21 protein-coding genes and 2 tRNA genes are annotated in these 25,842 nt (G+C 57.9%); 21 read left to right on the top strand and 2 right to left on the bottom strand.

The features are described from left to right. Window positions 1-114 precede the first annotated feature (114 nt). The 13 genes from hflX (at window position 115) to LCM31_RS16435 (ending at window position 13,985) form a co-directional block, all read left to right on the top strand. A complete protein-coding gene (gene hflX / locus LCM31_RS03790; protein ID WP_224867696.1) occupies window positions 115-1,452 on the top strand; it encodes a ribosome rescue GTPase HflX in 1,338 nt (445 codons plus the stop codon). Window positions 1,453-1,542: 90 nt separating this feature from the next. Continuing rightward, window positions 1,543-2,697 carry an FtsH protease activity modulator HflK gene (gene hflK, locus LCM31_RS03785; RefSeq protein WP_224867694.1) on the top strand — a complete coding sequence of 385 codons (1,155 nt, stop codon included), beginning with the start codon at window positions 1,543-1,545 and terminating at the stop codon, window positions 2,695-2,697. 11 nt (window positions 2,698-2,708) lie between these two features. Further along, the gene (gene hflC, locus LCM31_RS03780) at window positions 2,709-3,584 is read left to right on the top strand and encodes a protease modulator HflC (RefSeq protein ID WP_224867692.1); all 876 of its coding nucleotides are present in this window, start codon (window positions 2,709-2,711) and stop codon (window positions 3,582-3,584) included. A 163-nt stretch (window positions 3,585-3,747) separates the two neighbouring features. Next, complete coding sequence (locus LCM31_RS03775; RefSeq protein ID WP_222229372.1) at window positions 3,748-3,933, top strand: DUF2065 domain-containing protein; 186 nt, start codon at window positions 3,748-3,750, stop codon at window positions 3,931-3,933. Between the two features lie 63 nt (window positions 3,934-3,996). Beyond that, window positions 3,997-5,187, top strand: a complete 1,191-nt coding sequence (locus LCM31_RS03770) for an ATP phosphoribosyltransferase regulatory subunit (RefSeq protein ID WP_224867688.1) — start codon at window positions 3,997-3,999, stop codon at window positions 5,185-5,187. Between the two features lie 119 nt (window positions 5,188-5,306). Then, the gene (locus LCM31_RS03765; RefSeq protein WP_224867686.1) at window positions 5,307-6,629 is read left to right on the top strand and encodes an adenylosuccinate synthase; all 1,323 of its coding nucleotides are present in this window, start codon (window positions 5,307-5,309) and stop codon (window positions 6,627-6,629) included. 219 nt (window positions 6,630-6,848) lie between these two features. Further along, window positions 6,849-8,249, top strand: coding sequence for a selenium-binding family protein (locus LCM31_RS03760; RefSeq protein WP_224867684.1), 1,401 nt, complete (start codon window positions 6,849-6,851; stop codon window positions 8,247-8,249). 16 nt (window positions 8,250-8,265) lie between these two features. After that, window positions 8,266-8,919, top strand: coding sequence for a hypothetical protein (locus LCM31_RS03755; RefSeq protein WP_224867682.1), 654 nt, complete (start codon window positions 8,266-8,268; stop codon window positions 8,917-8,919). Between the two features lie 167 nt (window positions 8,920-9,086). Beyond that, window positions 9,087-9,746: a PAQR family membrane homeostasis protein TrhA gene (trhA, locus tag LCM31_RS03750; RefSeq protein ID WP_224867680.1), complete on the top strand. Its 660-nt coding sequence runs from the start codon at window positions 9,087-9,089 to the stop codon at window positions 9,744-9,746. Between the two features lie 153 nt (window positions 9,747-9,899). Further along, entirely contained in the window at window positions 9,900-11,147 is a 1,248-nt protein-coding gene (locus LCM31_RS03745) for a lytic murein transglycosylase (protein ID WP_224867678.1), read from the top strand. Window positions 11,148-11,385: 238 nt separating this feature from the next. Beyond that, on the top strand, window positions 11,386-12,582 hold the full coding sequence (locus LCM31_RS03740) for a multidrug effflux MFS transporter (protein WP_224867676.1): 1,197 nt from the start codon (window positions 11,386-11,388) through the stop codon (window positions 12,580-12,582). Between the two features lie 181 nt (window positions 12,583-12,763). Further along, entirely contained in the window at window positions 12,764-13,159 is a 396-nt protein-coding gene (locus tag LCM31_RS03735; protein WP_318247428.1) for an NUDIX domain-containing protein, read from the top strand. A 328-nt stretch (window positions 13,160-13,487) separates the two neighbouring features. Continuing rightward, window positions 13,488-13,985, top strand: a complete 498-nt coding sequence (locus LCM31_RS16435; RefSeq protein WP_224867674.1) for an HNH endonuclease — start codon at window positions 13,488-13,490, stop codon at window positions 13,983-13,985. A gap of 131 nt (window positions 13,986-14,116) precedes the next feature. Here LCM31_RS16435 and LCM31_RS03725 read toward each other — a convergent pair. Further along, window positions 14,117-14,203: transfer RNA gene (locus LCM31_RS03725), tRNA-Leu, on the bottom strand. A 220-nt stretch (window positions 14,204-14,423) separates the two neighbouring features. On the opposite strand from LCM31_RS03725, the gene ppc reads away from it, so the two are divergent. Continuing rightward, window positions 14,424-17,081 carry a phosphoenolpyruvate carboxylase gene (ppc, locus tag LCM31_RS03720; RefSeq protein WP_224867672.1) on the top strand — a complete coding sequence of 886 codons (2,658 nt, stop codon included), beginning with the start codon at window positions 14,424-14,426 and terminating at the stop codon, window positions 17,079-17,081. Window positions 17,082-17,212: 131 nt separating this feature from the next. Here the strand turns inward: ppc and LCM31_RS03715 are convergent. Continuing rightward, window positions 17,213-17,299: transfer RNA gene (locus tag LCM31_RS03715), tRNA-Leu, on the bottom strand. Between the two features lie 393 nt (window positions 17,300-17,692). Between LCM31_RS03715 and rnr the strand changes: the two genes are divergently transcribed. The 7 genes from rnr to LCM31_RS03680 all read left to right on the top strand — a co-directional run bounded on the left by rnr (window position 17,693) and on the right by LCM31_RS03680 (window position 25,816). Then, complete coding sequence (rnr, locus tag LCM31_RS03710; RefSeq protein WP_224867669.1) at window positions 17,693-20,617, top strand: ribonuclease R; 2,925 nt, start codon at window positions 17,693-17,695, stop codon at window positions 20,615-20,617. Window positions 20,618-20,620: 3 nt separating this feature from the next. Further along, entirely contained in the window at window positions 20,621-21,379 is a 759-nt protein-coding gene (gene rlmB / locus LCM31_RS03705; RefSeq protein ID WP_224867667.1) for a 23S rRNA (guanosine(2251)-2'-O)-methyltransferase RlmB, read from the top strand. Between the two features lie 247 nt (window positions 21,380-21,626). Then, window positions 21,627-22,319, top strand: a complete 693-nt coding sequence (locus LCM31_RS03700; RefSeq protein WP_224867665.1) for a hypothetical protein — start codon at window positions 21,627-21,629, stop codon at window positions 22,317-22,319. A 47-nt stretch (window positions 22,320-22,366) separates the two neighbouring features. Continuing rightward, window positions 22,367-23,680 carry a tetratricopeptide repeat protein gene (locus tag LCM31_RS03695; RefSeq protein WP_224867663.1) on the top strand — a complete coding sequence of 438 codons (1,314 nt, stop codon included), beginning with the start codon at window positions 22,367-22,369 and terminating at the stop codon, window positions 23,678-23,680. 551 nt (window positions 23,681-24,231) lie between these two features. Continuing rightward, on the top strand, window positions 24,232-24,681 hold the full coding sequence (gene rpsF / locus LCM31_RS03690) for a 30S ribosomal protein S6 (RefSeq protein WP_224867662.1): 450 nt from the start codon (window positions 24,232-24,234) through the stop codon (window positions 24,679-24,681). 12 nt (window positions 24,682-24,693) lie between these two features. Then, window positions 24,694-24,924 (top strand): 30S ribosomal protein S18, encoded by a 231-nt coding sequence (rpsR, locus tag LCM31_RS03685; RefSeq protein ID WP_010133305.1) that lies wholly within the window; start codon window positions 24,694-24,696, stop codon window positions 24,922-24,924. 43 nt (window positions 24,925-24,967) lie between these two features. Beyond that, on the top strand, window positions 24,968-25,816 hold the full coding sequence (locus LCM31_RS03680) for a hypothetical protein (RefSeq protein ID WP_224867660.1): 849 nt from the start codon (window positions 24,968-24,970) through the stop codon (window positions 25,814-25,816). Window positions 25,817-25,842: the final 26 nt, after the last annotated feature.

The following is a 25,842-nucleotide window of genomic DNA, read 5'->3' as shown; positions in this document are numbered from 1 at the left end:
GGCCCCAGAAAGTTGTATTCAGCGCCCCGGCCCGTCCGGGGCGTCTGTTGTTCGGCGTCAGTGCATTGAATCAGACAGTGTGCGGCGCAACTATTGAGTTCAAGAGAATAATCCTTGTTTTTTGATCGTCCGGAATCCGGTGAGCTTGCCGTCTTGGTCCACCTGGAACTTTCCGCCATCGACAGCCCCGATGACCCTAGGGAATTTGAGGAGCTGGCGCTCTCAGCCGGTGCCGACCCGGTGGCTTTTATCTTTGGCCAGCGCGCCACTCCAGACCCCAAGACCTTTGTCGGCCGCGGTAAGCTGGAGGAAATTCAGGAAACCGTCACCAAGCACGGCGCGGAGCTGGTGATTTTTGATCACACCCTTTCCCCGAGTCAGGAGCGCAATATTGAGCGCGAGCTGAAATGCCGGGTGCTCGATCGCACAGGATTGATTCTGGATATTTTTGCGCAGCGCGCGCGTACTCACGAGGGCAAGCTGCAGGTGGAGCTGGCGCAGCTGCGTCATATGTCTACGCGTCTGGTGCGAGGCTGGACCCACCTGGAGCGCCAGAAGGGCGGTATTGGCCTGCGCGGACCCGGTGAGACCCAGTTGGAAACCGACCGCCGCTTGCTGCGTGCACGTATCGATTCCATTGAAAAGCGTCTGGACAAGGTTCGTCGCCAGCGCGAGCAGGGCCGGCGCGGGCGCTCACGCGCTGAAGTCGCGACGGTTTCCCTAGTGGGGTACACCAACGCCGGTAAGTCGACGCTGTTCAACCGAATTACCAGTTCTGACGTATATGTGCAGGATCAGTTGTTCGCGACACTCGATCCCACCATGCGCCGGGTAGAGTTGCCCAATGTCGGCGCGATGGTCCTGGCCGACACCGTGGGCTTTGTATCCCACCTGCCGCACCGCCTGGTGGAGGCGTTTCGCGCCACCCTGGAAGAGGCGGCTAATGCCTCCCTGTTGCTGCATGTGGTGGACGCTGCAGCGGAGAATCGTCTGCACCTAATTGAAGAGGTTCAGACGGTACTCGAGGAAATTGGCGCGGCGGATTTGCCCCAGTTGCTCGTGTACAACAAACTGGACCTGCTGGCCGATGCGGCACCGCGCATCGACCGCGACGATCAGGGGGTGCCCCGTGCGGTATGGTTGTCGGCGGTCACTGGCGCCGGTTGCGACCTGCTGGTGGAGGCAATCGCCGAGCGCATCGGTGAGCAAATGGTGAGCGGTACCTTGGTTATTCCCCCGCAGCACGCGCGTTTGCGTGCCCAGTTGTTTGCGGGAAACGCGGTACAGAATGAAAGTTATCGCGACAATGGCGACGTAGAACTACAGGTTTTGTTGCCGCGCGCTGAATTGCAGCGCCTGATGGCACCCTTCCGCGAAGTTGGTAACCCACCGCAGTGGTTGCCGGAGAAGCCGGAAGAAGAACCCCGTCCTGAAGACTGGGAAATCGATTAACGGTTACCCGAGGCAAGGCGCAGCCCAGGCATTCAATGCTAGAATTTGCGTCAGCTAATGATTAATAAGTTGCACAGTTGGAGTGAATAAATGGCCTGGAACGAACCGGGTGGTAATAACAAAGACCCATGGGGTGGCGGCAATCGCAACAACGATGGCCCACCGGATCTAGATGAAGTGCTGCGCAAAATGCAGCAGAAACTGAATGGCCTGTTTGGTGGTAAACCTTCCGGCGGTGACGACGGTCGCCCCGGTGGCAATGCCAGCTTCCCTTGGTCGTTGGTATTGATCGTGCTCGCCGTGGTTTACGGCCTGTGGGGCTTTTACCAGGTGGATGCGAACGAATCCGCCGTGGTCCTGCGCCTCGGCAAATACCACAGCACCGAGACCGCCGGTCTGCACTGGAATCCACCGCTGATCGATCATGTCACCAAGGTGAACATGACCGAGGTACGTACCGAGCGCACCACCGGTCAGATGCTCACCGAAGACGCGAGTATCGTGGACGTGGTTCTGCAGGTGCAGTGGCACATCGACGATGCGGAGTCTTTCGTGCTGCGCGTGGCCGACCCGCTGAAGAGTCTGCAGGAAGCCACCGACAGTGCCCTGCGCCACGTGGTTGGTTCCCAGACCCTGAATGGTGTTATCTCCCAGAATCGTACCCAGGTTGCCGCGGATACCCAGGAGCGCCTGCAGGAATATCTTGACCTCTACCTGACCGGCATCCGTGTCGACGTGGTCAACCTCACCGACGCCAAGGCGCCGCGCGAAGTACAGGACGCGTTCGATGACGTGGTACGTGCGCGTGAGGACGAGGTGCGTCTGCAGAACGAAGCCCAGGCCTACGCCAACCAGGTGATCCCGGTGGCCCGTGGTCAGGCGCAGCGGATGATCGAAGAAGCAGAAGGCTACAAGTCACGCATTGTCGAGAGCGCCCGTGGTGAAGCGGTGCGTTTTGAGAAGCTGCTGACCGAATACACCCGCGCGCCGGAAGTAACCCGCGAGCGTCTGTATCTGGATGCGGTACAGGAAGTGATGCAAAACACTTCCAAGGTGATGGTCGACGTGGAAGGCGGCAATAACATCATGTACCTGCCGCTGGATAAACTGGCCGAAAATAGTGCGAGCAGCGCAAGCCAGCGCCCGCAGATCTCACCTCAGGTAGTCGATGAGATTTCTCAGCGCGTCATCAACCAGTTGCGTACCGAAGTGGCCAACAGCCGCCGCAGTCGCGACGTGCGATAAGGAGAGAAGCAATGAACAGTAACAAATCTCTTTTTGTCATCGCCCTGGTTTTGCTTGCGCTACTCGCGGTATCCAGCAGTGCCTTTGTGGTGAAAGAAACTGAAAAAGCGGTACTGCTGCGTTTCGGTGAAGTGGTGCGCACCGACTACACACCGGGTCTGTACTTCAAAATTCCGCTGGTACATGAGCTGCGCAAATTCGATGCCCGCATCCAGACCGTGGATTCCCAGCCGGTGCGGATGCTGAACAGCGAAAACAAGTTCATGATGGTGGACTCCTACGCGAAGTTCCGCATCTTCGATGTGGGCCGCTTCTATGTAGCGACCCGCGGCGATGAGCGCAACGCCGTGCGCCTGCTGGCAGAACAGATCAATAACCGCCTGCGTAACCAGTTTGGTGTGCGCGACCTGCACGAAGTGGTGAGTGGCCAGCGCGATGAGCTGATGGCGGAAATCACCAAGAACCTGAACGAGACCGCGCAGACGGATCTCGGGGTTGAGATCGTGGATGTGCGCGTGAAGCGTATCGACCTGCCACCGGAAGTATCTGAATCGGTGTTCCAGCGTATGCGTGCCGGCCGTGAGCTGGAAGCCCGTGACCACCGCGCAAAGGGTCAGGAAGCCAGTGAGCGTATCCGCGCCAGCGCCGATCGACAAAAGGTGGTTATTGAGTCCGAAGCGTATCGCAAGGCGGAAGAGGTGCGCGGTGAGGCTGATGCCGAGGCCGCTCAGATTTACGCTGAGGCTTTCAGTAAGAACCCGGAGTTCTATCGCTTCTCGCGCAGCTTGACGGCCTATAAAGAGTCCTTCAAGAGCAAGAGCGATATGCTGCTCATGGAGCCAGACAGTCAGTTCTTCCGTTACCTGAAGGATCCGTCCGGACAATAACGAAGACAGTTTCGACTATTTCGTGGCCACTTCAGTGGCCACACCTCCACATTTTAGTGGTAAAATCCCCAAAACCGGGCCGGCGCCCGGTTTTTTTGTGCCGGCCCGTTTGACGAATCTCTTGCTGTACCTCTTTGCGGAATACTCCTGAGGAATGACCAACGTGTGGGACGAGCTGGTCCGGGCCATCGGCCTGGTGCTGATCATCGAGGGCATTTTGCCTTTTCTCTACCCCAGACGCTGGCGCGCACTGGTACAGCAGTTGGCATCTGTGGATAATCGCAGCCTGCGCACGGCGGGGCTCGTTTGTATGCTCGCCGGCACGGCCCTGCTGATGCTGTTTGACTGAGCTTCAGGACCGAGATTCTCCCGGCCGAAAAGGCCGCACCGCTAATTATCGAACGCCCACATCATGACCCAAGCCGAACGCTGGATGCTACCGGATGGCATCGCCGAGATTTTGCCCGCGGACGCCAAGCGGGTGGAAACCCTGCGCAGAGACCTGTTGGATCTCTATCATCGCTGGGGATACGAAATGATCATTCCGCCGATGGTGGAATTTACCGATTCACTGCTGATCGGTATGGGGCGCGATGTGGACCTGAGTACCTTCCGGGTGACCGACCAGTTGTCCGGTCGCAGCCTGGGTATCCGCGCGGATATCACGCCGCAGGCCGCGCGCATCGATTCCCACAGTTTCCCCAGGAGTGGCGCCAACCGCCTGTGTTACGCCGGTCAGGTGTTGTACACCCGCCCGCGTTCGCCGATGGGCCCGCGTGCGCCGATTCAGATTGGTGCCGAGTTGTATGGCGTCGAGAGCCTGCAGGGCGACATCGAAGTCATCAGCCTGATGGTAGAGACCCTGCGCACCGCGGGTATCCGCGAGATCCATCTGGATCTGGGCCACGTGGCGATTTTCCGCAGCCTTGCGGAGGCCGCACAACTGGATGAAGCCCAACAGAGCGCACTGACCGCACTGCTGCAGAGCAAGGCGGTGGCGGATATCGAGCGCTGGGTGGAAGAGAATATTGCCAGTGCGCAGGCAGCGAAGTGGCTGCGTAACCTGCCTCGCCTTGCCGGCGGCAGTGAGTGTCTGGCGCGCGCCAGTGAACTTTTTGCCGATGGCCCCGAGGCCCTGCGCAATGCACTGGACGAATTGCAGCAGGTCGCGGACGCGGTGGCGCGTCGTTATCCACAGGTAGAGCTGTTTTTTGACCTGGGTGAAATGCGCGGCTACGACTACGAGACCGGCCTGGTATTTGCCGCCTACTCCCCGGGGCACGGGCAGGCGCTGGCTAACGGTGGCCGCTACAACGGTATCGGTGCTGTGTTTGGTCGCGACCGTGCAGCCACCGGTTTCAGTACTGACCTGGTGGCCATCAATACCCTGGGGCAGAACGGCGGAGCCGAAGCCGCTGCGATTCTCGCCCCTGCCAACGACTGCGCGCAGTTGTGGCAAACCATCGGTGCTCTGCGCGCCGACGGCGAGATTGTCATCAGCACCATGCCTGGCGAAGGCAGTGGCGACACCGAAACCCTGGCCCGCTGTGACCGCGAACTGGTGCGCGAAGGCGACGACTGGGTGGTGAAACCACGGGGCTGAAGCCTAAGCTATTCGATTGAGTCGAACTTTTTATTGCACTTTCTGGCCGCAAGACGGGCGCGGCCGACAGTTATTTTCCGCCCGTCTAACGTTGAACTGACGACACGAGATATACACACATGGGCAAGAATGTAGTGGTGCTGGGCACCCAGTGGGGCGACGAAGGCAAAGGCAAGATCGTCGATTTGCTGACTGAAAAAGTCGCACTGGTAGTCCGCTTTCAGGGCGGTCACAACGCCGGCCACACCTTGGTGATCAACGGTGAGAAAACCGTTCTGCACCTGATTCCCTCCGGTATTCTGCGCACCGATGTTACCTGCCTGATCGGCAATGGCGTGGTGCTGTCTCCGGAAGCCCTGCTCAAAGAAATGGGCGGCCTCGAGTCTGCCGGCGTACCGGTGCGCCAGCGCCTGCGTCTGTCCCCCGCCTGTCCGCTGATCCTGCCGGTACACGTGGCCCTGGACCAGGCCCGTGAAAAAGCCCGCGGCGCCAAGGCGATTGGTACCACCGGTCGCGGCATTGGCCCGGCCTACGAAGACAAGGTTGCCCGTCGCGGTCTGCGCCTCGGCGACCTGTGCAACTGGGACAACTTTTGTGCCCAGCTGAAAGAGTTGCTCGAATACCACAACTTCGCCCTGACCCAGTACTACAAGGCAGAGCCGGTCAGCTACGAGGAAACCCTCAAGCTGGCGGAAACCTGGCGCGAAGAGCTGGTGCCGATGATTGCCGATGTGGCGGATATGCTGCACAAGGCACGCGAGAACGGCGAGCACATCCTGTTTGAGGGTGCCCAGGGCTCCCTGCTGGATATCGACCACGGCACCTACCCGTTTGTAACTTCTTCCAATACCACTGCAGGTGGCACCGCCACCGGCTCCGGTTTTGGCCCGCTGTACCTGGATTACGTACTGGGTATCACCAAGGCGTACACCACTCGCGTGGGCGGCGGTCCTTTCCCCACCGAGCTGGATTGTGACGTGGGTCGTCACCTGGGCGAAAAGGGCCACGAGTTTGGCGCTACCACCGGCCGACAGCGCCGTACTGGCTGGTTCGATGCCGTTGCCGTGCGCCATGCGATCCGCATCAACAGCATCTCCGGCCTGTGCCTGACCAAGCTGGACGTACTCGACGGCCTGAAAGAAGTGAAAATCTGTGTGGGCTACCGCAATGCCGCCGGCGAAGAAGTGCCGGTACCGTTCGATGCCGCTGGTTGGGAAGGCGTGGAGCCGGTCTACGAATCCATGCCGGGCTGGAGCGAGACCACCTACGGTATACAACGCGAAAAGGAACTGCCGCAGGCCGCGCGCGATTATATCGCCCGCATCGAAGAGCTAGTGGGCGCGCCCATCGATATCATCTCCACCGGTCCGGACCGTGTACAGACCATCGTGCGCGAATCCTCCGCCCTGTGCGAGATGGGTATCCACAACGCGAGTGTCTGACGCGCTCCTGTTGATACTTTGCCTTCGGGAACCGCCGCCCAGCGGTCGGTTCCCGCTTCGGGCCCTGCCGCCTGTTGCGCAAGGTTCCCCCAAATACCCCCCAAGTACCCGGTGATCGTCGCGCCCAATTCCCCTCCCTGTTGAATGGTTCTCCCGTACTGTTTCTATACTCGATCCATTTCCGTTACCCACGACAAATGATAAATCGAGGAGGGGCGCATGGGCCTCTGGAAGCCGGATCCATCTTTCTATCCGTCTGCAAAAATGGCAATGCAGGCGCCGCCCGAGCGCCACGCCTATGTGGCAGCACTGAACTACGGGCGTAATGATCAGCCGGACGGGATCTGTGTGGTGGATCTTGATCCAGATTCCGCCAGCTATGGCACCGTTCTGAATACGCTGGAACTACCCAATGTGGGTGACGAGTTGCACCACTTTGGCTGGAATGCCTGCAGCTCTGCCCTGTGCCCGTTTGCGCCACACCCGCACCTCGAGCGTCGCTATCTGGTGGTTCCGGGCATTCGCAGTTCCCGTCTCTACATTGTCGACACCAAACCCGATCCCACCAAGCCGCACATCGCAAAAATTATCGAGCCCGAGGAGGTCATCGAAAAATCCGGCTACAGTCGTCCGCATACGGTGCATTGCGGGCCGGATGCGATTTATGTCAGTGCCATGGGCTCTGCGGAGGAAGACGGTTCCGGCGGCATATTTATGCTCGACCACTTCAGCTTCGAGGTGAAGGGGCCGTGGGAAATCGATCGCGGGGATCAGGAGTTGGCCTACGACTTCTGGTGGCACCTGGCCGAAGATGTATTAGTCAGCAGCGAGTGGGCCAAGCCGCATCAGTTTGAAAATGGACTGGTGCCTGAAGATCTGTTGGCCAATAAGTACGGTCACCGCCTGCATTTCTGGGATCTGCGCAAGCGCAAGCGGATTCAGACAATCGACCTGGGCGCTGAACACCAGATGGTGCTCGAATTGCGCCCGGCCCATGACCCACGCAAGACCTATGGATTCGCGGGTGTCGTCATCAGTACTGCGGATCTCTCTGCGTCCATCTGGCTGTGGCAGCGCAGCGACAAAGACGGCCAGTGGGCAATGGAAAAGGTCATTACCATTCCCGCGGTACCGGCGGAGGAAAGTGCGCTGCCCCCGGCCCTGAAACCTTTTGGCGCGGTGCCACCTTTGGTCAGTGACATCGACCTCTCCCTGGATGATCGCTTTCTCTACGTTTCCTGCTGGGGGACCGGTGAACTGCTGCAATACGATGTATCCGACCCCCTCAAGCCGAAACTTGCCGGCAAAGTGGCCATCGGTGGCATCGTCAACAAAGCGCCTCATCCCAAATCGGATGGGGCACTGCTTGGCGGGCCGCAGATGGTGGAGATCAGCCGCGATGGCAAGCGCGTGTATTTCACCAACTCGCTCTACAGCACCTGGGACGACCAGTTCTATCCAGACAAGATGGGGGGCTGGATGGTGAAGGTGAACGTTCAGCCTGACGGCGGCATGGCGTTGGACTCGGACTTTTTTGTCGATTTTGGTGAAACCCGGGTGCATCAGATTCGCCTCGAAGGGGGCGACTCCTCCACCGATTCCTTCTGTTACCCGTCATGACCCTGTGGATCAGGATGTGATTGTTTCTATCGCCCCCTGGCTGGCCATGCTGGGGTTCGGCGCCTTTCATGGTCTCAACCCCGGTATGGGCTGGCTGTTCGCCCTGTCCCTGGGGTTACAGCAGCAACGCGAGCGGGTGATCTGGCTGTCTCTGTTACCCATCGCAGCCGGTCACGCGCTGGCGATCGCACTGGCCGCGCTGCTCGTTCTGTTCGGGACGAAAGTCATTTCTGTGCCCACGCTACAGTGGCTGACGGCCGGGGTGCTGCTCGCCTTTGGCCTGTACAAGTTGTTCAATTATTACCGTCACCCCCGCTGGGTCGGGATGAAGGTTGGGATGGGGGATCTGTTTCTTTGGTCCTTCCTGATGGCGACGGCCCACGGCGCCGGACTGATGGTGGTGCCGGCATTGATCGAAGTTGCCGGTGGCGATGCCGGGCATGCCGGACACGGCGAGCACGCGTCACATCTCGGGGCGAGTGGGTTGAATATGTTGCTGGCCATAAGCCTGCACACCGGTGCCATGTTGCTGGTGATGGGGGCCACCGCGTGGATCGTGTATCGCAAGTTCGGACTGGCCATCCTGCGCCGGCACTGGATCAACTTCGACCTCATCTGGGCCATTGCCCTGCTGATTGCTGCCGCCGTTGCGGTGCTTATGGCCCTGTGAACGTTTGGGGGCGCGGGTGAGAGGCGCCGTAACCTGAATGGATGGTCTCAGAATTCGCTTGCACTGCCGCCGCTTCCTGTTGAAGATTAGACTGGATTTTGTTGAATAGTCATTTTTTTGCGATATTGCGTGGGACCACGTTCGGTCGCCCCGGAGGTCCAGTTTTCATGTCCACCACCCTTAACGCGAGCCGCTACACCTTCGCCGAGGAGATCGCCAATAGCGTCACCCACGGTGTCGGCGCCTTGCTGGCCATTGCCGGTCTCGGTGTTCTGTGTGCCTTTGCCGCCCTGCGCGGGGATGCCTGGCATATCGTCAGCAGCAGCATTTATGCCGCTACCCTGATTTTGTGCTTCTCTGCTTCGACGCTTTATCACAGTGTTACCCACGCCGGAGCCAAGCAAATTTTGCGCACCCTGGACCACTCGGCCATCTTCCTGTTGATCGCCGGCACCTATACGCCATTTACCCTAGTAACCCTGCGTGGCCCCTGGGGCTGGACGATATTTGGTGTTATCTGGGGGCTCGCCCTGCTGGGCCTGATTATCCAGTTCTCGCCGCTGAAGAAGATCCGCGCCCTGTCGATTACCCTGAGTGCGCTGATGGGCTGGGTGATCGTCGCTGCGGTAAAACCACTGATGGACAACCTGGCGCCGGGCGGCCTGTTGCTACTGGTGCTGGGTGGCTTGTGCTACACCGGTGGCATTGCGTTTTACCTGTGGCGTAGCCTCCGCTTCCACCATGCCATCTGGCACTTGTTTGTGCTGGCCGGTGGTGTGCTGCACTTCTTCGCCGTGCTGTTTTATGTGATTCCGCCGGCGGCCTGATTTATTTGGCCCCACGACTTGCGTATCGCGGGTCGAGCATGTGGAAAAAAGTGTCGTTCCAGTCACACCCTGAATGACTGGCGTCAATCCTCCCTTTCCGTCGCCAGCCTTCCGTTCTACCCTTGTGCGAGCTGTTATTGCCAAGGAGCTGTTATGGGCCAGGTTGCCTCTTTACCGGCGCGTCGCACCGGTAGCCACTATTTCTTCCTGTTCGCACTTTTATCCCTTTGTGCCCTGTTGATTGTGGGGCCGCAAGTGGCGGCCGCTGCCGCCGATCCGGGATTTGAAAAGTGGAAAAAGGAATTTCGCAAACAGGCCCTGAAAGAGGGCATTACGCCAGAAACCTTCGACCGCGCCTTCAAGGGCATCGACTCGCCAGACCAGTGGGTGTTGGATAAGGCGAGCTTCCAGCCAGAGTTCAAAGCACCGGTGTGGCAGTACTTTGATAACCGTGTAACCAAGTACGCGGTGCAGCGCGGCAAAGCCAAGAAAAAGGAACTGAAGCCCTGGCTCGACAAGATTGAGAAGCAGTCTGGCGTAGACCCGAATATCCTGCTGGCGATCTGGTCCATGGAGTCCAGCTTTGGCGCCATCCTGGATAACAAAACCGTCATGCGCAGTGTGGTTCGCTCACTGGCCACGCTTGCCTATGCCGACCCCAAGCGCAAAAAGTTTGGTACCAGTCAGCTGCTGGCGGCACTGCAGATCTTGCAGAGTGGCAAAATAGACGAGAGCAATCTCACTGGATCCTGGGCCGGCGCCATGGGGCATACCCAGTTCATTCCTACCAGTTACCAGGCCTATGCGGTAGATATGGATGGCGATGGCAAAAAAGACATCTGGAATTCCGTGCCCGATGCGCTGGCAACCGCAGCCAATCTACTGAAAAAGAATGGCTGGGTATCTGGGCAAACCTGGGGCTACGAGGTCACTATCCCGGATCGCAAGTTACCCGCAGGTAAGCTGAAGATTTCCGAGTGGGAGAAACTCGGCGTAAAACGTGTACGCGGCAAGGCGTTCCCCCGCCCGAATGACGTCGCCGAGCTGAAGCTTCCCGCTGGCCGCAAAGGTCCGGCATTCCTGATGCTGAAAAATTTCTTCGTCATCAAACGCTACAACAACTCCGACCGCTATGCCGCGGCGGTGGGTATCCTCGCCGACCAGATCGGCGGCGCCCCCCCGCTCAGCAAAGACTGGAAGCGTCCTTTCACCAAGCTGGATCGCGATGAAATCATTGAGCTGCAAACTAAGCTCAAGGAAAAAGGCTTCTACGAGGGCGAGATCGATGGCAAGGCCGGCGGCGGTACGCGCAAAGCCATTCTCAAGTTTGAAGAGAGTGCCGGCGTTGATCTGCAGGGCTTCCCCAGTAAAGAGGTTCTGGAGCTGATCCGTAAGAACTGACACCTGCTTTTACGAACAAACGGTGCCCAAGTAGTCAGCTATTGACTGACATGGCACCGTTTTTTTATTTGTGCGTCAATAACTGCGGGGCGCCAAGCGGCCCTCAAAGTGAAACCTACCCCATAGCGTTTGGCTTGCTTTGGACTTGCCGCAAGGGCTGATAGACTCAGCAAAGGTTCGGACGCACCGTGGTCCGGTGGTTGTACCGGAAGCGCTTCCGAAAATAAGTCCGAGCTTGATGAAATCCGATTTTGTAAAAATGGCGCTGATCTTGGGCCTGCTCAGCTGTGTGGGCCCTTTCGCCATTGATATGTATCTCCCTGCCATGCCGGCGATGGCGGAAGACTTTGGTGTCTCCGCGACCAAGTCCCAGTACACGCTGGTGTCCTTTTTTATCGCTTTTGGTGTATGCCAGCTCTTCTACGGCCCCGCGGCGGATATGTTTGGCCGCAAACCCCCACTGTACTTCGGTCTGGCGATATTTCTTCTCGCATCCGTTGGCTGTGCGCTGTCCCCCACAATCGAATGGCTGATCGCCATGCGCTTTATCCAGGGCGTCGGCGCGGCGTCGGTGATGTCGATTCCACGTGCGATTATCCGCGACCGTTATACCGGTACCGACGCTACACGTTTGATGGCCTTGGTGATGCTGGTGATATCAATCTCACCGATGCTGGCGCCGCTTGTGGGCAGCTTGCTGATGAATCCATTTGGGTGGCCGATTGTTTTCTATGCGGTGGCCGCGGCAACCGTGGTGAGTCTTCTGTTGATCCGCTTTGCCTTACCCGAAACTCTGCCGGTAGCGGAGCGGGTACCTGTGAAAATTTCTGCGATGTTCGCTGCGTTCAAAGTTTTGTTCCGCGATCCGATCTTTATGGGAATGACGCTGATTGGCGGCATGGGCACCGCCAGCTTTTTCTCATTCCTCGCGATTGCCGCCTTTCTCTATACGGAGTACTACGGTCTTACCCCTACACAATTCAGTCTGGCCTTTGCCTTGAATGCCCTTGGATTTTTTACCTCAAGTCAGTTCGCAGCAAGCCTCGGCGAGCGCTTCGGTGGCATCGCCGTGGTGAAGTGGGCGGTAAATGGGTTCGCACTCGCCTCCATTGTCCATCTCCTGCTGAATATCGCCGGTGTGGACAATTTTGTCGTCCTGGTGGCATTGTTGCTCTTATCGAATGCCTTTCTCGGCTTGATTGTGCCAACAACCATGGTGCTGTCTCTGGATGAGCATGGGCCAATCGCCGGCACCGCAGCGGCTCTGGGCGGAACTCTGCAGATGGTATTGGGAGCAATTGCCATTGTTATTGTCAGTGCGGTATTTGACGGATCACCGTTCACGTTGGTGGCATCCATTGCCGTATGCGGTATTTTTTCAGTGATTCTATTTTGGTTGACTCTACATCGGCCCGAGCCTTCCCTCGGTTCCTAATCGGTCTGAATTTCCCGCTTTTACAATAAGATATTTTTTATTCTTTATTGGGTTCTGTTGGTGTTGCTAATGTAGATTGACCTACATCTGCTCAATAGTATTAATTAGTATTGGTCAAATCACTAAATTTCTTTTTAAGAAAATGATAGTCTCGAAGATATAAAACTTCGGTTATTTGAATGTGAGTATTGAAAATAGACTTATTGATGTGGTCGCGGCCGTTGTGGAAATTTCTGGCCGTTACTTAGTTTGTAAGAGGCCCATGAATAAGCATCATGGGGGGCTTTGGGAGTTTCCTGGTGGGAAAGTTGAGTTTGGAGAAAGTTTTTCGGAAGCTCTCGAGCGAGAGTTGAGAGAAGAGTTGGAATTAGAAGTGGTATCGATTGGTAAAACTATTTTTTCTTCCAGCGAAGTTGGATCGAGATTTCGTATTAACTTTATTGGAGTGTCGGTTAGCGGAAAACCAGTGCTTAACGAGCATGAAGACTATAGTTTTTGCTCTTTGTCTACCTTGAAAGATTTACCTCTTGCTCCGGTAGATCATGAATTCGTTTTACATTTGGAGGTCAGTCAGTGATCGTACCTTACGTAGTAGGTGAAGAGTATAACCGTCGCGGGGATCTTCATGACAAGTTTGGAGGGAATAGACAGGGCGGAATGTGTAAGTGTGCGGATCACCCAGTTATGTTCCTTTTCACAGGAGATAGCGGAGAGCAGCATGGTTATACTGATGGCTTCACCGAGGATGGTAAATTCTTGTATTCGGGTGAGGGACAAGTCGGCGATATGACTTTTACCAGAGGGAACCTTGCGCTTAGAGATCACATAAAAGACGAACGACATGTTCTACTTTTTATGCAAACGAGGAAGGGGTTCTGTCAGTTTCTATAGATCATCAAATAGTTGTGAGACGCGATCGAGAGGGAAATGATCGAAAGGCTATATTATTTGAGCTTGCTTTCGAGCCGCTTGGAGTAGCGCGACAGTTACTGTCCACGCGGTTCGAAGATGATTCTTTGGCTACACTTCCTAAATCATTAAGTATCGAACAGCTTCGTGAGCTAGCTGTTTCTGGTGGAACTAGTACGCGGCCTACTAGAACCATAAAGGCTCGCCAGTATTATCGTAGCGAAGCTGTAAGAAGATATGCGCTGAGACGGGCGCAAGGTATTTGTGAATGTTGCGACTCTCCTGCTCCTTTTTTTACTAAGAAGCATGAGCCATATTTAGAGGTGCATCATCTTAATCGAGTATCTGATGGGGGCGCGGATACGCCGGAGGGCGTCGCCGCAATCTGCCCGACCTGCCATAGGAATATTCATGCTGGTATTTCAGGCAGTGAGGTCAATAGCCGGTTAAAAAAGATTATTTCTGAGAAGGAAGAGAGTCTGTCGCCAGCGTAGCTCAAACCTTCCTGGTTGGTATTGGTGAAAAGTGGTGTCCTAGACGAGCGCGGCAAGCGATGGTTTGCGAAATGGTAGCTGCTGGAAGTAAAAAGGGGCCGACTCTTGCGAGTCGGCCCCTTTTTGAAAGATGGTGCCCAGGAGAAGACTTGAACTTCCACGACCTTGCGGTCACTAGCACCTGAAGCTAGCGCGTCTACCAATTCCGCCACCTGGGCAAACAGCGCTATGCGCCGTTGAGGCTGCGCACTATAGCCGTTTTTGGCGGCGTGTCAATTGTCAGGTGTGACCGGTGAATCCTGTGATGTCTACCTGACGGCAGAGTTTGTTGTATTTTCTTGTAGTTAAATTACAAGAATTTGGTCTGCGGCATCAAAATCTGGGGAGAAGTATGGGAGAATGCATTCCAGAAAGTAATCCGTCAGGGGGAGATATTCCATGGATCAAGATCAAAATGCACCGTTGCGGGAAGATGTTCGCCTTCTCGGCGAAGAGCTGGGAACCGTATTGCGCGGCCAGGCTGGCGAAGCATTGTTCGATACCGTGGAGACCATTCGCCAGGTCGCGGTGGAGAGCCGCAGCCATGGGGAGATGCCTGTAGGTAAATTACGAGAGCTGCTGGATCCATTGGATGATGAGACCCTGCTGGAAGTGGCTCGCGCCTTTAGCCAGTTCCTGAACCTCGCCAATATTGCCGAGTTGCGCCACCGCGAACGCCTGCGTCGCCAGCACGAGCGCTTCCCCGGTGATCCGGATACCGACCGCGGCCTGCGTCAGGTGTTGGAGGAACTGAAGAAGTCGAATGTCGCCCCCGAGCAGGTGCGCCAGGTGCTGTCTGACCTGTCTGTGGAGCTGGTGCTGACCGCACACCCCACCGAGGTGACGCGCCGCACCCTGATTCGCAAATACGACCAGATGGCCGATCTGTTGACCGGCCTCGACCGCCCGGATTGCACGCCGGAAGAGGCCGAGCGCCTGCGTCGCCTGTTGCGCGAGCAGATGTTGTCTGCCTGGTGCACCGATGAAATCCGCCGTGAGCGCCCGACGCCGGTCGATGAGGCCAAGTGGGGCTTTGCCACCATCGAGCAGTCCCTGTGGCAGGCAGTCCCCCAGGGGATGCGCGAAATTGAAGACGAGCTGGCGCTCGCCGGTATCGAGCCACTGCCCGCAGATTGGGTTCCCATTCGCTTTGCATCCTGGATGGGGGGTGACCGAGACGGTAACCCTAATGTCACCGCCAAGGTTACCCGCCGGGTCTTGAACCTGGCACGCTGGATGGCGGCTGATTTGTACCTGCGCGATGTGGAAAACCTGCTCGCAGACCTCTCCATGCACCGCGCCAGTGAAGAGCTGCTGGCGCACACCGGACCGAGCCACGAGCCTTACCGGCTGTTGTTGCGTGCGGTGCGAGATCGCCTGCGCAATACCCGTGAATTGATGGAGGCGCGGGTGAACGACGCGGCGGAGCCGCAGGGCGAGGTGTATACCTCAAGCAGCGAGCTGTATGAGCCTTTAAGCCTGATCGATCGCTCGCTGCGTGAAGTGGGGCTGGCGGCCATCGCCGATGGGCAGCTGAAAGATACGCTGCGTCGCCTCAACGGTTTTGGCATCACCCTGTTGAAGCTGGATATTCGCCAGGAGTCCACCCGTCACGCCATGGCGATTGATGCCATTACCCGCTTCCTTGATCTCGGCAGTTATGCCGAGTGGGGCGAGAAGGTAAAGCAGAAGTTCCTGCTGGAGGAATTGGAGAGTCGCCGCCCGCTGATCAACGGCGCCTTCTACCAGAGCGAGTTCTGTACCGACGAAGTGCGCGAGGTGCTCGATACCTGCAAGGTAATTGCGGAGCAGGGTTCGGAGGGCCTCGGTGCCTACGTCATTTCCATGGCTCGCACCTCATCCGATGTGCTCGCGGTTATGCTGTTGCAAAAAATAGCCGGCGTGCGTGCGCCCATGCGTGTGGTGCCGCTGTTCGAGACGCTGGACGACTTGAACAATGCGTTCGACACCATGCATGCGCTGTTGGAAATCCCTTTCTACCGCGAGCGGGTTAAGGCGGGCCAGGAAGTGATGATCGGCTATTCCGATTCCGCCAAGGATGCGGGCTTCCTCGGTGCGGCCTGGGCGCAGTTCCGCGCGCAGGAAGCACTCACCCGTATATTCAGGGAGCACGGGATTCCACTGACCCTGTTCCACGGTCGCGGCGGCTCCATCTCCCGCGGTGGCTCTCCGACCCGCATGGCGCTGATGTCGCAGCCGCCGGGCTCTGTTGCCGGGCGCATTCGCGTGACCGAGCAGGGGGAAATGATTCGCTTCAAATACGGGCGCCCATCGGTTGCCGCCTACAACCTGGAGCAATATATCGCGGCAACTTTGGAGGCGACGCTGCTGCCGCCGGCAGAGCCGCGCCCGGAATGGCGTGCGGAGATGGATCGATTGACTCAGGCCTCGGTGGGGGCGTATCGCGAGGTGGTGCGCGACGATCCGGCACTGGTGTCTTATCTGCGCACCGTCACTCCAGAAACCGAGCTCAGCCGCCTGGCGCTGGGCAGTCGCCCGGCGCGCCGCAAGCCCGGGGGTGGGGTGGAGACCCTGCGCGCAATTCCGTGGGTATTTGCCTGGACTCAGATGCGCCTGATGCTGCCGGCCTGGCTGGGTACTGGCGCGGCACTGGAAACCGGCCTGGAAAATGCGCCGGATACCTTGCGTACCATGAGCGAGCAGTGGCCCTTCTTCCAGACCGTGGTGGATATGCTGGAAATGGTACTGGCCAAGTCCGACACCCGCGTGGCCCTGTGGTACGAAGAGCGCCTAACCGACGACCCGGAGCTGCAGCGTCTCGGCGTCGAGCTGCGCAGCCGTCTGGCGCGCACCGTCGTGGCTCTGAGTGAATTAACTGGTCGCGAAAGTCTGCTGGATAACAACCCGGTGATGCGCTGGTCCATCCGCGTGCGCGACCCTTATACCGACCCGCTGCACCTGCTGCAGGCAGAATTGATGGCGCGTCTGCGCACCCGTGAGGAAGACCCGGTGTTGGAAAGCGCACTGATGGTGACGATTGCGGGTATTGCGGCAGGTATGCGTAATACCGGTTAATTGTGTGGCTGTTGTGGAGTTGCTGCCGCTAGCGGCAACTCCACTGGTCTTCGAGTCGACAGTGATGTGATTTCGAAGTGGTGGAAAACAAAAAGGGGCCAACTCTTGCGAGTTGGCCCCTTTTTTAAAGATGGTGCCCAGGAGAAGACTTGAACTTCCACGACCTTGCGGTCACTAGCACCTGAAGCTAGCGCGTCTACCAATTCCGCCACCTGGGCAATTCAACGGTGTGCTCCGTTGAGGACGCGCACTATAGTGATTTGCCCTGGGGGTGTCAACGCTTTTTGCGGCGCGGTTTGTGCCCTTTTTTGTCCACTCAGTCTCTCTCTGGACACACATCCGGATGGATATTCCAAATCAACGGGGGAATTGGTTCGCAAATCGCTTATAATCGCGGCAATGTGCAACGATTTCAGTGGCCCTGTGCCGCTTTCGGCATTCGCCACTCCAAATGCTCACCTTGGATTCTTGCCCGTGAACCTCATGCCTGGGAGTAAATCCCCGGCAGGCCTCCACCGAGACCTGGCAGTTGCACCCACTTACCTTCCTGCGCCGGACGATTCCGGGGCCGCGCAGAGCGCGTGCTTAAACGCAGAACATTGGAAGCAGATTTGAATCAAGACAAAACCAACCCCTCTGCCATCTCGGATGATCCTCATGCCGAGCGCGAGGCGGAGAAATACGAAAAACCCGTTCCCAGCCGCGAGTTTCTGCTCGATGTGCTGGAGCAGCAGCCGGGCCCGGTAGCCTGGGAAACGGTCGCGGACCTGCTCTCGATCGACGATGAAGATCGCCGCGAGGGTGTGCGCCGCCGTTTGATCGCCATGAGCCGCGACGGACAGATCGCCAGCAACCGCGCTGGGGACTTCGGTGTGCTCGATAAAATGAGCCTGGTGCGCGGTCGCGTAATCGGTCACCGCGACGGCTTCGGCTTTGTCTCTGCGGGCGACGGCAGCGACGACCTGTTCCTGTCCCATCGCCAGATGCGCAAGGTATTTGATGGCGACGAAGTCCTGGCGCGGGAAACCCCCGGAGGTTTCCGTGGCAAGCGCGAAGGCGCGGTGGTGCGGGTAATCAAGCACAACACCCAGCAGCTGGCCGGGCGCCTGTACCGCGAAGACGGCGTTTGCTTTGTGCGCCCGGATAACCCGCGCATGACCCTCGACGTGCTGGTGGCAGAAGGCAAGTGTGCCGATGCACAAAGTGGCCAGTATGTGGTGGTGAATATCACCACCCAGCCGGGCCGCAATAATTTGCCGCAGGGTGAGGTTGCTGAAATCCTTGGCGACCACCTTGCCCCGGGGATGGAAATCGACGTCGCCATCCGTAACTACGGTATTCCCCATAGCTGGCCCGCCGCGGTGCTGACGCAAACCGACACCATCGCCGACGAGGTGCTGGAAGAAGACAAGGCGGCGCGTATCGATCTGCGCCAGCTGCCGCTGGTCACCATCGACGGTGAAGACGCGCGGGATTTTGACGATGCGGTCTACTGTGAAGTGCTGCCAGATGGTAATTGGAAACTGCTGGTCGCCATCGCCGATGTTTCCCATTATGTGCAGGTAAATACTGCGCTGGATCAGGAAGCCCATCAGCGCGGCAACTCGGTGTATTTCCCCGACTTTGTTGTGCCGATGCTGCCGGAGAAGCTCTCCAACGGTTTGTGCTCGCTGAACCCGCATGTCGATCGCCTGTGTATGGTGTGTGAAATGCACATCGATCCGTCCGGCAACATCCTCAACTTCCAGTTCTTCGAAGGCCTGATGCGCAGCCACGCGCGCTTTACCTATACCCAGGTTGGGGAAATGGTTGAGGAGCGGGATAACCGCGACAGTGGTATTCGCAAGCAGTTTGCCGCACTCACGCCACACATCGACAACCTGCACGACCTTTACGGTGCGCTGCGCGGTGCACGCGATCGCCGTGGTGCCATCGATTTCGAAACCACAGAAACGCGGATCATGTTCGACGCAGCGCGCAAGATTGAGCGCATCGTGCCGGTGCAGCGCAACGACGCGCACAAGATGATCGAAGAGTGCATGCTTGCCGCCAATGTGTGTGCCGCTGAGCTGATGGAGCTGGCGGAGTTGCCAGCGCTGTACCGCGTGCACGACATTCCCAAACAGGAGCGGCTGGAAAACCTGCGCGAGTACCTGGGCGAGCTGGGCTTGCGTCTTGAAGGAGGGAGCGAACCCCAGCCCAGCCACTATCAGGAACTGCTTTCCCAGGCAGATGGTCGCCCGGATTTCCACATTATCCAGACCATGTTGCTGCGCTCGATGAACCAGGCGGTTTATCAGCCAGAGAATCGCGGTCACTTCGGGCTCGATTATCGCGCTTACGCACATTTCACCTCGCCGATTCGTCGTTACCCGGATTTGCTGCTGCACCGCGGGCTGCGCTGGCTGATTCGCAATGGCAGCGCCAATCCGGCGGCAGTGGCCAAGAAGGTGCGCCAGGCACCGGGCGCCCAGGTAATGGAGCGCGCCCAGATTTTGCCGTACACCGCCGTGGCCATGGTGGAGTTGGGTGAGCACTGCTCGATGACCGAACGCCGCGCCGACGACGCAACCCGCGACGTGGTCAGCTGGCTCAAGTGTGAATATTTACAGGATCATGTGGGTGAGGTGTATCGCGGCGTAATCAGCGCGGTAACCGGCTTTGGCTTGTTTGTGGAGCTGGAAGACCTGTATGTGGAAGGTCTGATCCATGTCACCGCACTGCCAAAGGACTACTACCACTTCGAACAAGCGCAACAGCGCCTTGTCGGTGAGCGCAGCGGTACCCGTTTCCACCTGGGTGACGGGGTCACGGTGCAGGTGGCGCGGGTGGATCTTGAGGAACGCAAGGTCGATTTCACATTTGTCGAATTGCATCCGCGTCCCAGCTACCAGACGCCCAAGTATCGCAAGCCTAAAGCCGATAAAAAGGCCGATAAGAAGGCGGACAAAAAGTCCGACAAAAAATCCCGCAAGCAAGATGACAGTAAGGTTGATAAGCAGTCCGTGAAGTACAGTGTTACCGATGAGCCGACATCGGCGCCAGATGCGAAAAGCAAGGCGAAGAAAGCGGTGAAAAAGTCCCGTTCCGGAGAGGAGTCCACCCAGGTCAGTGGCCGCGCGATGGAAATGGCCGTTGAGTTTCAGGCCGAGCGCCAACGTCGTGGCAAACACGACTTTAGCAAAGAGGCGGAAAAGGCGAGCCCCTGGGGCGGTGGGCTGAAATCCAAGCGTACCGAAAGCGTTGAGGATGAGCCGCGCCCGATTCGCAAGCGCAAGGTTGGCAGCGATGACGCCGAGGTGGTGCCGCCATCAAAAGAAATCGTTTCCGAAACGGATACCAGTGAAGAGGCTGCACCGAAGAAGCGTCGCCCGAAGAAAACGCCACCTCGTAAAGGTGGCAAGCGTCCGGCGGTAGCCGCGCGCAAAGCTGCGCAGAAGGCGGAAAAGGCCGAGTCAGCACAGCGTGCAGCCAAGAAAGCAGCGAAAAAGAAACTGAAGAAAAAACTGGCGAAGAAATCAGGCGGGAAGAAATAAATCGTGGCTCAGCAATTGGTTTATGGCCTGCACGCGGTGCAGGCCCTGTTAAAAAGCTCGCCCCAGCAGGTGCAGGAGCTACTGCTGTTGCGCGGTCGCCGCGATCAAAAACTGCAGAAAATCATTCGCCAGGCGGAACAGAACGAAATCGTAATTCGCTTCGTGGATCGCCGTGCGCTGGATGAAAAAGTTGCCGATGAAGGTAATCACCAGGGCGCGGTGGCCATCTGTGTGGGTGATACCAAGATTTACGATGAGCAGTTCCTGAAGTCTCTGCTGAAAGACCTGGACACCAATGGCGAAGCGCCTTTCCTGTTGATACTCGATGGGGTTACCGACCCGCACAACCTGGGCGCCTGCCTGCGCTCCGCGGATGCGGCCGGCGTGCACGCAGTGATTGCGCCCAAGGATAAAGCTGCGGGACTCACGCCAACTGCGCGCAAGGTGGCCTGTGGTGCCGCCGAGGTATTGCCGTTTATTACTGTGACCAACCTGGCACGCACCCTGCAAATGCTGCAGCAGGCGGGAGTGTGGATCTACGGCGCCGCCGGTGAGGCGGAGCAGGACGTATACCAGTCTTCCCTGACTGGGCCGCTGGCGCTGGTGATGGGTGCTGAAGGCCCAGGTTTGCGTCGTTTGACGCGGGAAAACTGCGATCACCTGATCAAAATCCCCATGGCGGGTGAGGTCAGCAGCCTGAACGTTTCCGTTGCCACAGGTGTTTGCCTGTTTGAGGCCGTTCGGCAGCGTCGGGCCAATTAAGGTTGTCACCGACGTTTTCATTGGCGGGGAGGTTATTGCTTTGGTCTCCTCGCTATTCCCTGCTTCTGATCACTTCTGATGCGTACTCTCGCGCCTGCGGGCAGTAACCTGTCGCTTCTTCGCGCTTCGTCCTGAGGTTTTGAGACCTGCTTTGCGCAGTTTTTCCACTCCTTTCGCCAATAGCCTGCTTTAATTTCCTTGTATTTCCGCTCCATTGATTGCTTTTGATGACGCGAGGTAAAGGATTATGTCAGCAAAACAAGCACGCCGTTTTTTTCAATACATCCCTTCTGTATTTACACGTCATGTCGTTTCTGCCGGTTTGGCTGGCTTGGCTATAGCCGCTCTGTCTGTGCCTAATTTTGCCGTTGCCCAGCAAGAGGTGGCTGTGCCGGATGACGGTCCGGCACTCGATGCGCAGACTGACGTGGTCGACCCGGATGTGACCCTGCAGGTGGTCGAAGATGCGCAAAGCGTCGAAGACCTGCTCAACAGCATTGAATTGCCAGAGGAGGTGCGAGAGCTCGCGGAGCAGCGGCTCGCTGCGGCGCTTGCAGCGCTCAAGGCTGCGCGTGAGGCGTCTCCATCCAGTTCGGACGAGATGCCCAGTGACGTTGCCGAGCGCAGGGAAGCCATGCTGGCCGAGATGGCCGAACGACGCGGTGAGATGATGGCAAACGCGCAGAATGCCGCGCTCGCCGCAAATGAACAGGCGCAGCAGGCGGTGGAGTCAGCCCGTGAGGCGGTCGAGGAAGCATTGAAAAATGGCCTCACCAGCGATGAGATGCAGGGCATGATCGAGCAGATGGTGCAGGACATTCTCGGCAGTCTGCCCGCCGGCGCGGGTGTAGACATGAGTGAAGTGGATGCACTGCTGGAATCCTTGCGCGGGGATGTGGCGACTGAGCCGGTTGATGTGAGCGACGCTACCGGCAGCTGAGCCTCTTATTCCTTCGAACAAAACCCCGCAGGCTCACGAGGCAAGGAATGCGCGAGTTTATTAAGTTGTTTGTGCTGATCACCATGTTGGTGCTGGTGTCGGTGTTTGGTCCCGCGCGGCTGGCCGCGGCGGAGTTATCCAGTGCTGCAGGCGCGTTTAAACGTGGTGATTATCCTCGTGCGCTGGCCCTGTTCCAGCAAATGGAGCAGGCCGGCGATAAAAGTGCACGGCTGAAGTTCAATCTCGGTGTCACCCTCTACAAATTGGGGCGCTACGCTGAGGCCTCCGAATATTTTTGGTTATTGATCTCTGAGCCAAAGTGGCGTGATCTGGCGGAATATAACCTTGGCCTGCTGGCGGGCAGGCAGGGCGATCCAGCGCTTGCTGCGCGCTACTTTCGCCGGGTGAGTGAACACGCGGATTCGCCCAAGCTGCAACGTCTTGCTGCGCTGCAGTTGGGAGCTGGCGTGGAGCGTGCATCAGCGCCGCGTCCCTGGCTTGCCATGGCCAGTGTTAACGGCGGCTTCGACAACAACCCGTACGCGGTGAAGGCCGAATTGCTGGGTGAAGATGCGGTCGGGGATGACAATTTTCTCGAGCTGTTTGCCTGGGGGCAGTACCGCCTTGCCGGCAGCGACATCGACGGCTGGCGACTGCAGGGCTACGGTTTTACCCGGCGCTACAGTGAGCTGGACAGTTTGAGCCTGGGAAGTCTCAGCGCTTCGCTGATTCGCGACAGACGCTGGCGAGGGTGGCAACTGGAGACCGGGGGAGGTGCCGAGCAGGTTTCCCTCGGCGGTGAGCAGGTGAGCCGGCAGTTGCAGCTGACCGCGCGGGCCGCGCGAGCGTTCGGCGCAGTACGGGTGCAGCTGTCTTATATCCCCGCCTACTACTCGGGTGGCGAGAGTTACCGCTATCTCGATGGCTGGCGGCAGCGCTTCTCGGCGCGTGCGCGCCGCAATACGTTCGGCGCGGACCTCGGTATCTACTACCTGTATGACACCAATGATCGCGAGGATTTGCAGCAGGCCGCGGGAGATTATTATAGCTACTCACCCGCGCGCCATGCTTTCGGCAGCGATGCGCGCTGGCGCTTTCTCAGCCGCTGGGAGCTGCGTGGTGGGCTGGAGTATCGCTACAGTGTGTACAACGGAACCAATCGGGTCAGTGACAGCAGCGGTGAGTCGCTCGAATATGAGCGCGAGTCGGATCGGGTGAAATCCTGGGTGTCGACCCGCTACCGGCTGACGCCGCGCTTGACTCTCGATGGCAAGCTTCTGCACATTGATAATCGGGAGAACCGCGAAATCTACGATTACGACAAGACGGAGCTAAGCTTTGGCGTTAGTTACGTGTTCTGAGGGGGAGCAATAAGGGGTAAAAAATGAAGGGGCACAAGTGCCCCCCTACGGTGTTATCCCGCTTGTTATTCTTCGGTCCTTGCACGTTATTGTTATTGTTTAGAATTATTTTCGCGACCTATGCCTGTATGACGTCTGGCGCGCCAACCCCCTCAATCCCTCGTTTAATTATTTTGTTCAATTATTTCTGCAATCGGCCTTGGGCTCTTGATCTCGCTCAGGGTCGGCTGCCGCTATGGATGTGACTGCCCGGACGAGCTGCTGGATGTAGGCGGCTCTCTGAGCCCGTGCACTGGTTGGCGGCAGCGCGCATAAGATACACGTCACGGCGTAAGTGGGTGCTTACAGACTGGTGTGTTTCTATTTGCGGCGGTCAACCCATTGTTCAACTTGCAACCACTCCGACAGAGGCATAGAATACGCCGCCCGCAATAGCCCCATCCCGGGAGCTGTTGCGTACTCCTTGCCTCACTGGGCGGTTGCTGCACTTTCTACTTATTAGACAGGGCAGCGGCAAGCCGGGAGGCTGTGTTAACCCGTAAGGAGCGAAAATGCGTCATTACGAAATTGTATTCCTGGTTCACCCGGACCAGAGCGAGCAGGTCGCCGGCATGGTCGAGCGTTACACTGCGACCATCAAAGAAAGCGGTGGCGACGTTCACCGTCTGGAAGACTGGGGCCGCCGCCGTCTGGCTTACCCGATCAACAAGATCCACAAGGCTCACTACATTCTGATGAATGTTGAGTGTACTGAAGAAGCGCTGGCCGAACTGACCACCAACTTCAAGTACAACGACGCCGTGCTGCGCAACCTGGTGATCCGCGAAGATGAAGCGATCACCGAAGAAAGCCCGATCATGAAGGCTGAGAAAGAGTCCCGCGAGCGCAAAGCTGCGCGCGCAGAACGCTCTGAGCGTCGCGAACGCGCCGAACGTGAAGAATCTTCTTCCGAAGGCGCCGAGGAAGCTAAGTCTTCCGACACCACTGAAGACGAAGAGTAAGGGGATAGTCAGATGGCACGTTTTTTCCGTCGTCGTAAGTTCTGCCGTTTCACCGCTGAAGGCGTAAAGCGTATCGACTACAAAGATCTCGATACCCTGAAAGCCTACGTTTCTGAAACTGGCAAAATCGTACCGAGCCGTATCACTGGCACCAAAGCCAAGTATCAGCGTCAGCTGGCCACCGCGGTCAAGCGCGCGCGTTACATTGCGCTGCTGCCGTACACGGACAGCCACGAAGCCTAAGCATCGCTTTGCTTCGTATTGATTGTTATAGAGAAGCTATCTAGTGCGCGCTATCGCTGAATTTGCCATGCGATCGCGCGTGCGCGCGGTGATCCTCACCATGGTGGGAATCCCGCTGATCAGCCCCGCAGTGCTTGCACTGGTGGGGTTACGCCGCGGCAGTGGCGACGGCCTGTTTGTGCTGGTCTGGGGTCTACTGCCAATTGTTGCCGCAGCCGGCGCGGGCTATATGTCCCCGCTGATGGCTGGCATGGCGATCACGCACTTTGTGGCGGTGTTGGCGAGTGCCCTGGTCCTGCGCGAAACCCGCGCCTGGAGTTGGACACTGGTGACGCTGACCGCAGTGACCGCCGCGGGCATCCTAGTGACCTCGCAGGTGACTGGCGGTGTACTGGGCAACCTGCTCGAGGCGGTCAATGAGGCCGCGGGCGGTGCCAGCACACCGGAAGCGCAGCAGCTGGGTAAGGCATTTACCAGCGAAGCGCAGGCTACCGGTTACCTGGCCTGGGTCTCGGTAATCAGCGCCATGTTGGCACTGTTGCTGGGGCGCTGGTGGCAGGCCCTGTTGTACAACCCCGGTGGTTTGCAGCAGGAAATGCACAACCTGCGTATGCCGTTGCCGCTCGCAGCTGCCGGCATGCTGTTGTGGATTTACTGCCTGGTCAGTGAACACTTTGTGTTCTGGGGTGCGGTTGCCGCTTTCCCGATCATGGTGGCAGGTATCTGCCTGATCCACTGGCTGGTAGCCCAGAGGGGCTGGGGACGCGGTCCGCTGGTTGCCCTGTATGTGATGCTGGTAATTGCGGCACTGCCGCTGGCTGGTTTCCTGTGCGGACTGGCACTGATCGATAGCTGGATTGATATTCGCGCACGCGCCAGCGACAAACGCTGAGCGGCGCACAAGAACTGAAACTGAGG

The organism is Microbulbifer agarilyticus (genome assembly GCF_020171345.1).
GTDB classification, from domain to species: domain Bacteria; phylum Pseudomonadota; class Gammaproteobacteria; order Pseudomonadales; family Cellvibrionaceae; genus Microbulbifer; species Microbulbifer agarilyticus_D.
This window is presented reverse-complemented; position numbering and strand designations above follow the sequence as displayed.